Below are 14,415 nucleotides of genomic sequence, written 5' to 3'. Positions count from 1 at the left end.
TGCCTGTTTGAACGCCAGGTTGTATTTCGTCATGGAACACCCTCCGGTGAGATAGGTGTCCAACATTCGGGGGTCAGTTCAACGGCGAGTCACTTTTTGTCAAACGCGACAAAAAGTAACCAAAAAACGCTGCGCTCCATTCATACGGCCCCTACGCTGCGATTCGGGGTTCCCTCACTCCGGTCTTGCTCCCGGGAGGACCGCGCTGTAGGCCCCATCCTGGGGCCCAGCGCTTGACAGGCATCCATGCCTGTCACCTCCCTCCGCAAGCCCTGCGTTCGGCCTTCTGAAGTCGCGAAGATCAAAAGCAAGATCAAGATCAAGATCAAGATCAAGATCAAGATCAAAAGCAAGAGCAGAGGGATAGCGGGGAGATGGCGGGACCTGCCTCAAACACCTTACCCAAAAAAAACCCGGCTTCTGGGGGAGGAATCCGGGTTAAGACCATTAGGAGTAGAACAAAGGTACGCGGTCCCTGAGTACCTTTATCGCCGCGTCACTCGGGGGGATGCGCCGCGACGACCCTTTGAGTATCGCCCAGGCTACGCACAATGCCAGCCAAAACTGATCGTTTTTTAAACAGATTTGGAATACCCCAGGCCAAGCTGCCAACGATCGAGATCCCCCTCACACCAGTACAAACCGAGATGACCACGGATGATCCGTGCAATTTCGCGCAAGTTAGGCATAATAATCCGCTTCGATCGTCAGCCAGTCCTTCCCATGCAGAAAGAACCTCGTAAGGTCCGTGAGTTTCGCCGTCGCGAACAGGAAATCCTAGACACCGCCCTCAAGCTGTTCCTCGAGCAAGGCGAGGACAGCGTCACCGTCGAAATGATCGCCGACGCCGTGGGTATCGGCAAAGGCACGATCTACAAGCATTTCAAGTCCAAGGCAGAAATCTACCTGCGCCTGATGCTGGACTATGAGCGCGATCTCAACGAGCTGCTGCACTCGGCCGATGTGGACCGCGACAAGGAAGCCCTGTCGCGCGCCTACTTCGAATTTCGCATGCGCGACCCGCAACGCTACAGGCTCTTCGATCGTTTGGAGGAGAAGGTCGTCAAGGGTAACCAGGTGCCCGAACTGGTCGAGCAACTGCATAGTATTCGCGCCTCCAACTTCGATCGCCTTACGCAACTGATCAAAGGCCGCATCAGTGAGGGCAAGCTTGAAGATGTACCCCCTTATTTCCACTATTGCGCCGCCTGGGCACTGGTCCATGGGGCTGTAGCGCTCTATCACTCCCCGTTCTGGAGCAATGTGCTGGAAGATCAGGAAGGCTTCTTCCAGTTCCTGATGGACATCGGCGTACGCATGGGCAATAAACGCAAGCGCGACCCCGACCCCGCCAATTGAGTCAGCACCGGCCCACGCTGGTGATCAAATCAAAGCTGGCGCAAAAGCTGCATTCGTCAGCCATTCGCCGGCTTTTTTGACGCCGGCCATTGGAGGAATGATGCGGAGCCTGGTCTTGGTGCTGACGCTTGCGGCGTTGGGCGGGTGCATGAAAGTGAGTGATATGGGGGAAGGTGTTCGCTATCACATGAGCGATGCCGGCCTGCTGGATCACAGCGATACCCGTCGTACGCTGTCGATTCGACTGCAGCCCGATTCCTTCATCTTCATTGGGCAAGGCGCATTCGTGCCGCCCGGCAAAGGCCCTGTTCCGCAGCACAATGCGGTGGCCGAAGAGGCCTTCAAAAGCTTCGTCGAGTATTTCCCGATGGTGCGCCGTGCCGAGGCACCGCTGGGTCTGGAAGAGGCGATCGCGCAGGCACGTTCATTTGGGGCCGACTACGTGCTCTATACCCGTTTCGCTCGCACCGATGACCGCATCGGCAATGGGGACGAGTGGTATGACGAACAGGCCGTGGACCGACTGGGTTGGGATAGCGGCGTGGTACAGATGATGCTCATCGAAACCAGTACCCGCTACCTGATAGACACGGTCCGTATCAAAAGCCGTGGCGGTTTGTTGACGTTCCATGACCAGACGCCCAGGGATTTGCTTGCGGCGCCCATGCGCGAGTACGCTCGTAGCCTTCTTGGCATGAGTCGGTGAGGCACTGCGATGAATGAGACGGGCAAGGCCAATGACCTGCTGACGCAGCTACCAACGTCCAAGGGCTTGCCGCCTGTGCACCTCTGGAATCCCGATTTCTGCGGCAACATCGACATGCGTATCGCACGGGACGGGACCTGGTACTACCTGGGCACGCCTATCGGCCGCAAACCGATGGTAAAGCTCTTTTCTTCGATCATCCGCCGCGACGGGAATGATTACTTTCTGGTGACGCCGGTCGAGAAGGTCGGCATCACAGTTGATGACGCGCCGTTCGTGGCCGTGGCCCTGGATGTGACGGGGGAGGGGGAGCAGCAGGTGTTGCGCTTCACCAACAATGTGGACGATCAGGTCGAAGCAGGGCCTGACCACCCGCTGCGGGTAGTGACTGACCCCGTCACCCAAGCGCCTTCACCTTATGTGCTGATGCGCAGCAATCTTGAGGCGTTGATTCACCGCAATGTCTTCTATCAGCTGGTCGAGTTGGCCGTTACCCGGCAAATCGCAGATCAGCAATGGCTGGGCGTGTGGAGCCGAGGTGAGTTCTACCCCATAGGGCAGGTGGATCACTCCTGACTTACGCTTCACCGCACGTTTCACGGAGGATGAAGGCCGTGTGGAAGGTGGTTGATAACTAGCGCTCCAAAAAATTGTAACGGCTCAACCTCATGGCTTCATACACCTTGAGGAACTTAACCATGGGCCTGCAGATTCTGTCCCCGCACGCCGAATCCCAGCTACGCGCCATCGCCGCTCCGCTTGTGGCAGCCTGCCCTGATATGCGCCAGTCGGCCCGGGACACCGCCGTGGCGCTGTTGAGAAAACACAACTTGTCGCACCTAGACCCTGACCAGGTCTACCTCAACCGTTTCGATACCGCCCAGAGCAGCCCTCGCACCTTCAGCGGCTGGCAGCACCTGGACCCGCCTGTCCAATCCTTCACACTGCCGCAGTTGGTCATGCACCGTTTCGACGTTCATGACCAGGACAACAGCGACCTGCTCAGTTATCTGACCGGCTTTTACAGTAATGGCCCTGGCCCTGGTTTCTATGACGAGCACAATGAGATCCGTTTGGAGCCCCAGGCTGTGCTCGAGGATTTCTGGCAAATCGACTTCAGTACCCAGTTCCACCATAGGCTCCAGGCGTTCTGGCAAAAACATGCTGAGCATTTTCGCGTACTGGCGAAGGTCAACTTCCTCGCCAAGGTGATCGAGATGTGCGCGGCCGACAGCAGTACCGCGTTGGCCCACCTCGTTCGCCGCGTCGCCACGGCGCTGACGGGTCTTGATATCGCATCACCCACGTTGGAGCAACTTCAGGCAGTTGTACCGCCAGCTGCCGGTTATCGCGTGTGTACCTTCGACATTGGCGGGCACGTTGCCAGCGATTTTCTGCGCATTATGCTGGAGGATGGTTCGCAACTGCTGTACACCCCAGGTGAAACGGAGGCCCTGCACTTTTTCCCAACGCGTCAGGACCTTTACTGGTGGGTATTGAACAATACCAATGAAGCCGAAAACCGGGCGCGCTTCATGGCGCACTTCCCATTGTCCAGCCGTGCGCAAAAAGACGATCGCCTCGGCCTCAATCACCTGATCGATCTACTGTTCTTCAATTGGGGTGGTGATGATCACAAGTGCCTCAATCAGCTCGATTCGACCCTGTCGGGCGATGCGTTCAGCCACCTGCGCGATGCCGCGCACCAGCGCATGATCGACGACGCACAGTTCGCCCTGCGCAGCAACGCTGACCTGCGTAAACAACTGTGGATCGGCTACCTCAAGGCCTTCGGCCAGGTAGCAGGGCCCATGACAGCGGTCGACTGGCCGATTGCACTGGCGGTGGTCGGCGCAGGCCTTGCGGATATGGGGCTGAACATCGACCAGGCTGTCAACGGTCATACTACGAGCGAGCGACAGGCCGGTGTGACCGGCGCAATCTTCGCCGCCATCGACACCCTGTTCAACACCGCCATGCTGGCCGGTGCCGTAGGCGTAGGTGACGAGCAAATGCTGATTGATCCACAGGTGCCTGAGGGCGAAACCCTGGCCACGCCGGAAGAGGAGGCGGCCTGCGCGACACCCGCCGAGATTGAAACCTGGGTACCTGAACCGTTCCGGCCGGTTGACCAGCACGACCTGCTGGCGCCTTTTGAAACCAACATCATCCTCAGCGCTGAGCCTGGGAGTGGCGGGCAGGAGGGTATCTATCTGCAGAATGGCAAGTTCTATGCGCTGATTGACGAGCGACCCTTCGAGGTCCGTTTTGTGCAGCAGATGGGCAGCTGGGTGGTCATCGACCCGGAGAATCCATACTCGTTCTATCGCAACCTGCCCATCCGCATGACAGCAGACGGCCAGTGGCAACCTCTACAGCGCTCGGGTTTACAGGGTGGCGGGCTGCCCCGCAAATTGCTCGGGGCATGGGGGCGGCGAAGCGATGCGCCTGCCGTGCAGTCTCTGCCTGCAACGCCCTACGAGATTCCGAGCGAAACGCGTCCTCTGCTTGAGGCCGCCGCCAATGCCCCGGGGGAGGAGCGCGCGCTGAGTGGAATCATGAGCAGCTTAGACCCTCAGGTAGAAGCAAGCTACCGGGCATTCCGTGCCAGCCGCGACGCGCTTGCAACCGACGCCGTCGGCTATCTTGAAAATGTCATACCACCCGCGCGGCCTGCAATACCGACTCTGCCTCGTGATGCCAGCGCCAAGCTGATCATCCGCAGCCTCTACCAGAACAGCGAAGGGCTGGTCATCGGTGAAAGTCATTCGGGGCTGGGCAGCAAGCAGTTTCTGATAGACAACATGCCTATGCTCAGGCGCGAAAAAATCAAGGTGCTCTACGTTGAGCATTTCATGACCGACTTCCATCAGGCTGACCTTGATGTATTCAACCGCTCGGGCAAGATGCCCGCCCGGTTGAGCACCTATGTGAATAATCTGGATGAAGGTCACGGGGTCGATCTGGCGAGCCGTTATTCGTTTCGCAACGTGCTGATTGCGGCGCAGAAGGCCGGTATCCGTATCCAGTCCATCGACTGCATGGCCAGTTATCGCCAGGCTTGGGCCGACCCGCCATCGGCGGTGATCCGCCAGCAAATGATGAACTTTTACGCGCATGAAATCATCGAGGCGGACCAGGGGGTGCGAGGCCCGAGCCGGTGGGTTGCGCTGGTGGGGAATAGCCACGCCAGCGATTTCGAAGGTGTGCACGGCGTAAGCGAACTTCAGGGGGCAATCAGCTTGCGCGTCGAGGATATTGAGGTGGGTCTGCCCGGCGGCATTGGTGCCGATCCTGGACTGGCGGCCATTGATGAGGCCATGGATGTACGCCGGGTCAAGAGCGATCTTCGCCTGCAGGTAGCGATTAAAGCGGCGAAGCCGGCCAGCGAGGAACTGTCGGTCATGCTCAGGCATACCGGCGCATTCACGTTCGAGAGCACCGATGGGCAGTTGCAGTTGGTGCATCGCAGCCGCACGGGCGGGCTGGTGTATACGCCCATCGCTCAGGAAGGTGAGCGGTTTCATGTCCGGCGACCGGAGTGGCCGTGGATCAGTGAGCGACGGCTCGTCAGCCTGCGAGAAATGCGTACCCTGCTGGAGCATCACGGGTTGCAGTATGTGCTGACGTGATGAGTCGATGCGCTGGAGAAAGGTCTATGGCCTTGGACCCAGTTGAGCGCCTGAACGGTATCCACGCCACGCGGATCAAGCTATAAGCACCAGCCCAGGCATACCCACAGCGGGCACAAAAAAGCCGCTTTGGGTATGTCTGTTTCGACAGCATCCCTCAAAGCGGCGTTTCTGGATTCTTCTCAAAACCCTGTGAAGGATCTTGATTATCTGGCTCCGCGACCTGGACTCGAACCAGGGACCCAATGATTAACAGTCATTTGCTCTACCGACTGAGCTATCGCGGAATGTGCACGTATCTTACTCAACAGCAGGGGTAAGTCAAGTCACCCCTGCGAAATCAATCAGTTACAGCACTTCAACGATGGCTTTGGTCACCACATGGATATTGCTCTGGTTCAGCGCAGCCACGGCTATGCGGCCAGTGTCCAGTGCGTAGATGCCGAACTCGTTCTTCAGCCGGGCGACTTGCTCCACGGTCAGGCCCGAGTAGGAGAACATGCCGACCTGGCGACCCACGAAGCTGAAGTCGCGCTTGGCACCATAATGGGCCAGCAACTCGACCATCTGCTTGCGCATACCATGAATGCGCTCGCGCATTTCTGCCAGCTCGGTTTCCCACATCTGCCGCAACTCTGTGCTGTTGAGCACCGTCGCAACGATCGTGGCGCCATGGGTAGGCGGGTTGGAGTAGGTGGTACGGATGACCCGCTTGACCTGGGACAGGACGCGGGTGCTTTCGTCTTTGGACGCCGTCACGATCGACAGTGCGCCCACGCGCTCACCGTACAAGGAGAACGATTTGGAGAACGAGCTGGAGACGAAGAATTCAAGGCCCGACTCGGCAAACAGGCGCACGGCAAAGGCGTCCTCGGCGATGCCGTCTCCAAAGCCTTGGTAGGCCATGTCCAGGAAAGGCACATGACCTTTGGCCTTGACCACTTGCAGGACGTTCTTCCAGTCTTCCAGGTCCAGGTCCACCCCGGTCGGGTTGTGGCAGCAGGCGTGGAGCACCACGATGGAGCCAGCGGGCAACGCTTCGAGGTCCTCGAGCATGCCAGCCCGATTCACGCCGTTGGTCGGGGCGTCATAGTAACGATAGGTATGAACCGGGAAGCCCGCTGACTCGAACAGCGCGCGGTGGTTTTCCCAGCTAGGATCGCTGATGGCGACCACGGCCTCGGGGGATACGCGCTTGAGGAAGTCGGCGCCGATCTTCAGTGCGCCCGTACCGCCCACTGCCTGGACGGTAACCACCCGGCCATCGGCCAGCAATGGGGACTGGGCACCGAACAACAGTTTCTGCACCGCTTGGTCATAGGTCGCGATGCCGTCGATCGGCAGGTAGCCACGCGAGGCATGCTGGGCGGCACGCTGGGTCTCGGCTTCGATCACGGCCCGCAGCAGCGGAATGCGGCCTTCCTCATTGCAGTAGACGCCCACCCCAAGGTTCACCTTGTCGGTGCGTGGGTCGGCATTGAATGCTTCGTTGAGGCCCAGGATAGGGTCGCGGGGTGCCAGCTCGACAGCGGAAAACAGGCTCATTGTTACCTTGGCTCGGATAGGAGTGTAAGGGGAGTATCCGCTCCAGCCGAATGCACTGAAGCGGGGCACAAACGGGGAGTCAGTATAGTGATCCGGCACGGTCACTGCGACACTGCGACGCCGCTTTTACGACTATTTGCGCAAAAAAATTTCGACCCTTGCAGCCTTTGCCCTGTCCACCGTAACACGGGGTCACCGTTGGGCCTTCAAAGCGTCCCCCAGCGTGCCCATTTGGGTATAGACTACTGGCTAAATTTACAGTGCAGCACCGCGAGGTTCGACATGTCCGAGTTCCAGCTCGTCACCCGGTTCCAGCCAGCAGGCGATCAGCCAGAGGCCATTCGGCAAATGGTCGAGGGCATCGAGGCGGGGTTGGCGCACCAGACTTTGCTGGGCGTGACCGGCTCTGGCAAGACCTTCAGCATCGCCAACGTGATCCAGCAGGTGCAGCGCCCCACTTTGGTCCTGGCACCGAACAAGACGCTGGCAGCACAGTTGTACGGCGAATTCAAGGCCTTCTTCCCCAATAATGCGGTGGAGTACTTCGTCTCCTACTACGACTACTACCAGCCCGAAGCCTATGTGCCCTCATCGGACACCTTCATCGAGAAGGATGCCTCGATCAACGACCATATCGAGCAGATGCGCCTTTCCGCCACCAAAGCGCTGCTCGAACGGCGTGACGCAATCATCGTCACCACCGTGTCCTGCATCTACGGCCTGGGCAGCCCTGAAACCTACCTCAAGATGGTGCTGCACATCGACCGGGGCGACAAGCTCGACCAGCGCGCGCTGCTACGCCGGCTGGCCGACTTGCAGTACACCCGCAATGAAATGGACTTCGCCCGTGCCACCTTCCGTGTGCGTGGGGATGTCATCGATATCTACCCGGCCGAATCGGACCTCGAAGCCATCCGCGTCGAGCTGTTCGACGACGAGGTGGAAAACATCGCCGCATTCGATCCGCTGACGGGCGAAATCCTGCGCAAGTTGCCAAGGTTCACGTTCTACCCCAAGAGCCACTACGTGACGCCGCGAGAAACGCTGCTTCAGGCGGTGGAAGGCATCAAGGAAGAATTAGCCGACCGGCTTGAGTACCTGCACAAGGCCAACAAGCTCGTGGAGGCCCAGCGTCTTGAGCAGCGTACCCGCTTTGACCTGGAAATGATCATGGAGCTGGGTTACTGCAACGGTATCGAAAACTACTCTCGCTATTTGTCCGGTCGTCCTGCAGGTGCACCACCACCTACGCTGTATGACTACCTGCCCGCCGACGCGCTGCTGGTCATCGATGAGTCGCACGTCAGCGTTCCCCAGGTGGGTGCCATGTACAAAGGGGACCGTTCGCGCAAGGAAACGCTGGTGGAGTACGGGTTTCGTCTGCCGTCGGCGCTGGACAACCGCCCCATGCGCTTCGACGAATGGGAGAGCGTCAGTCCGCAGACCATCTTCGTATCCGCAACGCCCGGCCCCTACGAAGAGGCTCATGCTGGGCGCGTCGTCGAGCAGGTAGTGCGTCCGACAGGTCTGGTCGACCCGCAGATCGAAATACGCCCTGCGCTGACCCAGGTAGACGACCTGCTGTCGGAGATCCGCAAGCGTGTGGCCCTGGGCGAGCGTGTGCTGGCCACCACATTGACCAAGCGCATGTCCGAGGACTTGACCGATTACCTGGCAGACCATGACGTAAGGGTCCGTTACCTGCACTCAGACATCGACACCGTGGAACGTGTCGAGATCATCCGCGACTTGCGGCTGGGCACGTTCGATGTACTGGTCGGCATCAACCTGTTGCGCGAAGGCCTGGACATGCCCGAGGTTTCGCTGGTTGCCATTCTGGATGCGGACAAGGAAGGCTTCCTGCGCTCCGAACGTTCACTGATCCAGACCATTGGCCGTGCTGCGCGCAACCTCAATGGCCGGGCGATTCTGTATGCCGACGCCATCACCGGTTCGATGCAGCGGGCCATTGACGAGACCGAGCGGCGTCGAGAAAAACAGATCGCCTTCAACCAAGCGCACGGTATCGTGCCCAAGAGCGTGGTCAAGGACATCACCGATATCCTTGAAGGTGCAACCGTCCCGGGTGCTCGTAGCAAAAAACGCAAGGGGATGGCCAAGGCGGCAGAGGAGAGCGCGCGCTACGAAGCCGAGTTGCGCACCCCAGGCGAGATCACCAAGCGTATCAAGCAGCTCGAAGACAAGATGATGCAGTATGCCCGTGACCTGGAGTTCGAAGCCGCTGCCCAGTTGCGTGACGAGATCTCCCAGCTGCGAGATCGCCTGATCGCAAGTTGATGCCTGGTGGCCTGCATGAGCAGGCGACATCGCCCTGCACGCAAGCCGCCCCACGGTAGGCCATACCGAGGGCGCGGCATCATGAGGGCAGGCCCAGGTTAACCGCATCGCTGGAGCCCGGTGCCCGCCACCTGCTAACATCGAGGCTTTGTTTCATCTTCCGTTCGAGACTCCCATGACCACCGTACGCACGCGTATCGCGCCATCGCCTACCGGCGACCCCCATGTCGGCACCGCTTACATCGCCCTGTTCAACTACTGCTTCGCCAAGCAGCACGGCGGCGAGTTCATCCTGCGCATCGAAGACACCGATCAGTTGCGCTCCACGCGCGAGTCAGAGCAGCAGATCTTCGATGCTTTGCGTTGGCTGGGTATCGAGTGGAACGAGGGCCCGGACGTGGGTGGCCCGCATGGCCCGTATCGGCAGAGCGAGCGCGGTGAGATCTACGCCCAGTATGCCAAGCAGCTGGTCGACGCCGGTCATGCGTTCTACTGCTTCTGCACCGCCGAGGAGCTGGAGCAGATGCGCGCCGAACAGCAGGCCCGCGGCGAGACGCCTCGTTACGACGGGCGTGCACTGCTGCTGAGCGCCGATGAAGTGCAGCGCCGGCTGGACGCAGGCGAGCCCCATGTGATCCGTATGAAAGTGCCCACCGAGGGTGTGTGCGTGGTGCCGGACATGCTGCGCGGCGACGTGGAGATCCCGTGGGATCGCATGGACATGCAAGTGTTGATGAAAAACGATGGCCTGCCCACGTACTTCCTCGCCAATGTGGTCGATGATCACCTGATGGGCATCACCCACGTACTGCGCGGTGAAGAGTGGCTGCCGTCGGCGCCCAAGTTGATCAAGTTGTACGAGTACTTCGGTTGGGAGCAACCCAAGCTGTGCTACATGCCCCTGCTGCGTAACCCGGACAAGTCCAAGCTTTCCAAGCGCAAGAACCCGACGTCGGTGACCTTCTACGAGCGCATGGGCTTCATGCCCGAGGCCATGCTCAACTACCTGGGCCGGATGGGTTGGTCCATGCCCGATGAGCGCGAGAAGTTCTCGCTGGCCGAGATGGTCGAGCATTTCGACCTGTCTCGCGTTTCGTTGGGCGGGCCGATCTTCGACATCGAGAAGCTCTCCTGGCTCAACGGCCAATGGCTGCGTGAGCTCCCGGTGGAGGCCTTTGCCCAGCGCCTGCAGAAGTGGGCGTTCAACAGCGACTACATGATGAAGATCGCGCCGCATGTGCAGGGCCGGGTTGAAACGTTCAGTCAGGTGGTGCCCCTGGGCGGGTTCTTCTTCGAAGGCGCACTGAAGCTTGACGCCAAGCTGTTCGAAAGCAAGAAGTTGTCGGCCGATCAGGTGCGCCAGGTGTTGCAATTGATCCTGTGGAAGCTAGAGAGTCTGCGTCAATGGGAGAAAGAGCGCATCACCGGTTGCATCCAGTGCGTGGTCGATGCATTGGAACTGAAGCTGCGTGACGCCATGCCCTTGATGTTCGCCGCCATTACTGGGCAGACAAGCTCGGTGTCGGTGCTCGATGCCATGGAAATCCTCGGCCCTGACTTGACCCGCTATCGTCTGCGTCAGGCATTGGATTTGCTGGGCGGTGTTTCCAAGAAAGAAAACAAGGAATGGGAAAAGCAGCTGGCTACCATCGCTTGAGATGAGGCAGGCGGGCAGGCTGTCGTTTCCATGACGGTCTGCCGGTCTCGCGCGCAATGATCCAAGGCTGAAGACTGTTCTGACCCTGCTGATCGGCCGACATTGCGGGGCAGGGCGGTAAGTGATTGTTATCTGTGAAAAAAATTTTGGTTTTTTTGAAGATTTAGTTTGACAGGCCTGCACCTGGAACTTAATATGCGCCCCGTCCACAGCGATGAACATAAACGAAATGCTAGGCACCCAGCCAGCGTATCGGTTCAGCGTGACTCTGTGGGGCTATAGCTCAGCTGGGAGAGCGCCTGCATGGCATGCAGGAGGTCAGCGGTTCGATCCCGCTTAGCTCCACCAAATTCCTGTTGTCAGCCAATGGCTGGCACGTAGAACGGGCACCAGCAGCACGTTCTTGAAGGTAAGAAGGTTCGTCCCCTTCGTCTAGTGGCCTAGGACACCGCCCTTTCACGGCGGTAACAGGGGTTCGAGTCCCCTAGGGGACGCCAGTTTTATACAAGCATTGTTTCGGCAGTGCTGGGCCGCGAGGCTAAAAATCTGGGGCTATAGCTCAGCTGGGAGAGCGCCTGCATGGCATGCAGGAGGTCAGCGGTTCGATCCCGCTTAGCTCCACCAATTATTGCCAGGGTTTGCATTGCAGACTTTTGCGAAGGTTATGTCCCCTTCGTCTAGTGGCCTAGGACACCGCCCTTTCACGGCGGTAACAGGGGTTCGAGTCCCCTAGGGGACGCCAGTTTTACACAAGCAGTGTTTCGACAGTGCTGGGCCGCGAGGCTAAAAATCCGGGGCTATAGCTCAGCTGGGAGAGCGCCTGCATGGCATGCAGGAGGTCAGCGGTTCGATCCCGCTTAGCTCCACCAATTACTGCCAGGGTTTGCATTGCAGACTTTTGCGAAGGTTACGTCCCCTTCGTCTAGTGGCCTAGGACACCGCCCTTTCACGGCGGTAACAGGGGTTCGAGTCCCCTAGGGGACGCCACGTTTACCCGCGTTTTGCGGGACTTTAAAGGCTCATTCGCATATTGAATGGGCCTTTTGTTTTTTCTACCGAAAAAATCCCAACGCCGCCCTCCGTTCTGGGGTAGACATTTTTCGTTCGCTCACTGCTAAATCCCCCTTTTGCCCTTGGGACATCAACATGAGCTGGGACCTGCCCACACCTTTCATCATCGACGTGCATGTCGGCAGTGAAGACATCGATGGCCTGGGGCATGCCAACAATGCCGTCTACGTCACCTGGCTGGAGCGGTGCGCCTGGCGGCATTCCCAACGCCTGGGATTGGACCTGGCGGCGTATCGCCGGCTTGATCGCGCCATGGCGGTGGTCCGTCACGAAATCGATTACCTCGCCGCCGCTTACGAAGGTGACGAATTGGAATTAGCCACCTGGATCGTCGACTGGGACCAGCGTCTGCGCATGACCCGACGCTTTCAGCTGCGCCGTGCGCGCGATGGGGTAGTATTGCTCCGCGCCCGGACCACCTTTGCCTGTATCGAGCTCTCTACCGGCAAACCCAGGCGCATGCCTGCCGAATTTCTGGAAGGTTACGCGCCAGCGCTGATCCTGGCCTGAAGTACGCGCAAATTTTGCTAGACTGCCGCCTTTTGCGCCGAGATCATTCCATGCAAATTGCTCTGGCCCCGATGGAGGGGCTGGTCGACAACATTCTGCGAGACGTGCTGACCCGCGTAGGCGGCGTCGATTGGTGCGTCAGCGAATTCATCCGCGTCTGTGATCGTCTGCTGCCAGCTTCTTCGTTCCATAAACTGGCCCCCGAGCTGAGCAACGGCGCGCATACGGCGGCAGGGGTGCCCATGCGTGTGCAACTGCTGGGGTCTGACCCGGCGTGCCTTGCCGATAACGCTGCATTGGCCTGCGAGCTGGGCGCCCCGGTAATCGACCTCAACTTTGGCTGCCCTGCCAAGACGGTGAACAAGTCCCGGGGCGGGGCGGTGCTGCTCAAGGAGCCTGAGCTGCTTCACGCCATTGTCCGCGAGGTCCGGCGCGCGGTGCCTGCCTCGATCCCCGTCACCGCCAAGATGCGCCTGGGTTTTGACAGCCCGGACGGGGCGCTGGACTGTGGCGTGGCCCTGGCCGAGGGCGGGGCGGCCCATTTGGTGGTGCATGCGCGGACCAAGGTTGAAGGCTACAAGCCACCCGCGCACTGGGAATGGGTGGCGCGCGTTCAGGACGTGGTCAAGGTGCCGGTGTTTGCCAATGGCGAGATCTGGACAGTCGAGGACTGGCGTCGTTGCCGGGAAGTCAGCGGCGCCGAGCACATTATGCTGGGGCGTGGCCTGGTGTCTCGCCCGGACCTGGGTATGCAGATCGCCGCCGCCAATGCCGGGACGCCCTACCAGGCCATGGGTTGGGATCAACTGCTGCCGCTACTTCAGGCATTCTGGCGGCAGGCCCAGGCCAAACTGTCACCCCGTTACGCCCCTGGACGCATGAAGCAGTGGGTCGCCATGCTAACGCGCAGCTACCCCGAGGCCGTACTTCTGTTTGCCGAGTTGCGCCGCGAAGAGGACTGCACGCGCATCGGGCGCTTGCTTGGCCTGACGCCGACGGCAGATGAAGCACAGGTAGCGTGACCGCCTGGCACCGCCGAAATTTTTTTTGGCACTGCCCTTGAAAGCACATTGATGGGCCATATCTCTTGAGTACGCGATGCCGAATTCGGGTCGCGTAATGACTTACTTGCTGATATCTCAGGAGTTATGACCATGACTACCGCTTTCTCTCTTGCACCACTGTTCCGCCACTCCGTTGGTTTCGACCGCTTCAATGACCTGTTCGAATCCGCGGCCCGCAATGAGGCCGGTAGCAGCTACCCGCCCTACAACGTGGAAAAGCACGGTGATGACCAGTACCGCATTGTGGTTGCCGCGGCTGGTTTCCAGGAAGAGGATCTCGACCTTCAGGTCGAAAAAGGCGTGCTCACCGTTACCGGTGGCAAGCGTGACAATGGCTCGGCAGAAGTGACATACCTGCACCAGGGCATTGCCCAGCGCGCCTTCAAGCTCTCCTTCCGCCTGGCTGACCACATCGAGGTCAAGGCTGCTGGCTTGGCCAACGGTCTGCTCAGCATCGATCTGCTGCGTATCGTGCCTGAAGAAGCCAAGGCCAAACGCATCCCGATCAACGGCGAGCAACCCGCGCTGAATTGATCCAGCGCATCAACAGGAAGGGCACCCTAGGGTGCCCTT

The 14,415-nt window shown here is 59.4% G+C and carries 10 protein-coding genes and 7 tRNA genes; 15 read left to right on the top strand and 2 right to left on the bottom strand.

Annotated features, from left to right (window positions below; all coding sequences use genetic code 11):
• Positions 1-723: 723 nt before the first annotated feature.
• The 4 genes from ACF8GB_RS18215 (at position 724) to ACF8GB_RS18200 (ending at position 5,697) form a co-directional block, all read left to right on the top strand.
• The gene (locus ACF8GB_RS18215) at positions 724-1,359 is read left to right on the top strand and encodes a TetR/AcrR family transcriptional regulator (protein WP_058605557.1); all 636 of its coding nucleotides are present in this window, start codon (positions 724-726) and stop codon (positions 1,357-1,359) included.
• A gap of 100 nt (positions 1,360-1,459) precedes the next feature.
• Positions 1,460-2,065, top strand: coding sequence for a DUF4823 domain-containing protein (locus ACF8GB_RS18210; RefSeq protein ID WP_058605556.1), 606 nt, complete (start codon positions 1,460-1,462; stop codon positions 2,063-2,065).
• 9 nt (positions 2,066-2,074) lie between these two features.
• Positions 2,075-2,641 (top strand): DUF1285 domain-containing protein, encoded by a 567-nt coding sequence (locus tag ACF8GB_RS18205; protein WP_197844350.1) that lies wholly within the window; start codon positions 2,075-2,077, stop codon positions 2,639-2,641.
• A 122-nt stretch (positions 2,642-2,763) separates the two neighbouring features.
• Complete coding sequence (locus ACF8GB_RS18200; RefSeq protein ID WP_197844349.1) at positions 2,764-5,697, top strand: membrane-targeted effector domain-containing toxin; 2,934 nt, start codon at positions 2,764-2,766, stop codon at positions 5,695-5,697.
• Positions 5,698-5,908: 211 nt separating this feature from the next.
• Here the strand turns inward: ACF8GB_RS18200 and ACF8GB_RS18195 are convergent.
• Both ACF8GB_RS18195 and ACF8GB_RS18190 read right to left on the bottom strand, forming a co-directional pair.
• A tRNA-Asn gene (locus ACF8GB_RS18195) sits at positions 5,909-5,984 on the bottom strand.
• A gap of 61 nt (positions 5,985-6,045) precedes the next feature.
• Positions 6,046-7,242 carry an amino acid aminotransferase gene (locus ACF8GB_RS18190; protein ID WP_058605554.1) on the bottom strand — a complete coding sequence of 399 codons (1,197 nt, stop codon included), beginning with the start codon at positions 7,240-7,242 and terminating at the stop codon, positions 6,046-6,048.
• Positions 7,243-7,524: 282 nt separating this feature from the next.
• Between ACF8GB_RS18190 and uvrB the strand changes: the two genes are divergently transcribed.
• The 11 genes from uvrB to ACF8GB_RS18135 all read left to right on the top strand — a co-directional run bounded on the left by uvrB (position 7,525) and on the right by ACF8GB_RS18135 (position 14,376).
• Positions 7,525-9,540, top strand: coding sequence for an excinuclease ABC subunit UvrB (uvrB, locus tag ACF8GB_RS18185; protein WP_058637685.1), 2,016 nt, complete (start codon positions 7,525-7,527; stop codon positions 9,538-9,540).
• A 175-nt stretch (positions 9,541-9,715) separates the two neighbouring features.
• The gene (gene gltX, locus ACF8GB_RS18180) at positions 9,716-11,197 is read left to right on the top strand and encodes a glutamate--tRNA ligase (protein WP_392475201.1); all 1,482 of its coding nucleotides are present in this window, start codon (positions 9,716-9,718) and stop codon (positions 11,195-11,197) included.
• 272 nt (positions 11,198-11,469) lie between these two features.
• Positions 11,470-11,545, top strand: a tRNA-Ala gene (locus tag ACF8GB_RS18175).
• A gap of 73 nt (positions 11,546-11,618) precedes the next feature.
• Positions 11,619-11,694 (top strand) — tRNA-Glu (locus tag ACF8GB_RS18170).
• A gap of 51 nt (positions 11,695-11,745) precedes the next feature.
• Positions 11,746-11,821 (top strand) — tRNA-Ala (locus tag ACF8GB_RS18165).
• A gap of 42 nt (positions 11,822-11,863) precedes the next feature.
• Positions 11,864-11,939, top strand: a tRNA-Glu gene (locus ACF8GB_RS18160).
• 51 nt (positions 11,940-11,990) lie between these two features.
• Positions 11,991-12,066, top strand: a tRNA-Ala gene (locus ACF8GB_RS18155).
• Positions 12,067-12,108: 42 nt separating this feature from the next.
• Positions 12,109-12,184 (top strand) — tRNA-Glu (locus tag ACF8GB_RS18150).
• 159 nt (positions 12,185-12,343) lie between these two features.
• Entirely contained in the window at positions 12,344-12,778 is a 435-nt protein-coding gene (locus tag ACF8GB_RS18145) for an acyl-CoA thioesterase (RefSeq protein WP_392475313.1), read from the top strand.
• Between the two features lie 50 nt (positions 12,779-12,828).
• On the top strand, positions 12,829-13,800 hold the full coding sequence (locus ACF8GB_RS18140; protein ID WP_058637682.1) for a tRNA-dihydrouridine synthase: 972 nt from the start codon (positions 12,829-12,831) through the stop codon (positions 13,798-13,800).
• Positions 13,801-13,932: 132 nt separating this feature from the next.
• Complete coding sequence (locus ACF8GB_RS18135; RefSeq protein ID WP_027916483.1) at positions 13,933-14,376, top strand: Hsp20 family protein; 444 nt, start codon at positions 13,933-13,935, stop codon at positions 14,374-14,376.
• Positions 14,377-14,415 lie beyond the last annotated feature (39 nt).

Origin of the sequence: Pseudomonas sp. xss_4, from assembly GCF_043104125.1 — a bacterium.
Taxonomy (GTDB): domain Bacteria; phylum Pseudomonadota; class Gammaproteobacteria; order Pseudomonadales; family Pseudomonadaceae; genus Aquipseudomonas; species Aquipseudomonas parafulva_B.
The sequence above is the reverse complement of the archived record's forward strand: the minus strand, read 5'-3'. Positions and strand labels throughout refer to the sequence as shown.

Coding starts and splice junctions, on each gene's coding strand:
- gltX (WP_392475201.1), top strand. CDS start 9,716: ATGACCACCGTACGCACGCGTATCGCGCCATCGCCTACCGGCGACCCC.
- ACF8GB_RS18215 (WP_058605557.1), top strand. CDS start 724: ATGCAGAAAGAACCTCGTAAGGTCCGTGAGTTTCGCCGTCGCGAACAG.
- ACF8GB_RS18145 (WP_392475313.1), top strand. CDS start 12,344: ATGAGCTGGGACCTGCCCACACCTTTCATCATCGACGTGCATGTCGGC.
- ACF8GB_RS18210 (WP_058605556.1), top strand. CDS start 1,460: ATGCGGAGCCTGGTCTTGGTGCTGACGCTTGCGGCGTTGGGCGGGTGC.
- ACF8GB_RS18140 (WP_058637682.1), top strand. CDS start 12,829: ATGCAAATTGCTCTGGCCCCGATGGAGGGGCTGGTCGACAACATTCTG.
- ACF8GB_RS18190 (WP_058605554.1), bottom strand. CDS start 7,242: ATGAGCCTGTTTTCCGCTGTCGAGCTGGCACCCCGCGACCCTATCCTG.
- uvrB (WP_058637685.1), top strand. CDS start 7,525: ATGTCCGAGTTCCAGCTCGTCACCCGGTTCCAGCCAGCAGGCGATCAG.
- ACF8GB_RS18205 (WP_197844350.1), top strand. CDS start 2,075: ATGAATGAGACGGGCAAGGCCAATGACCTGCTGACGCAGCTACCAACG.
- ACF8GB_RS18135 (WP_027916483.1), top strand. CDS start 13,933: ATGACTACCGCTTTCTCTCTTGCACCACTGTTCCGCCACTCCGTTGGT.
- ACF8GB_RS18200 (WP_197844349.1), top strand. CDS start 2,764: ATGGGCCTGCAGATTCTGTCCCCGCACGCCGAATCCCAGCTACGCGCC.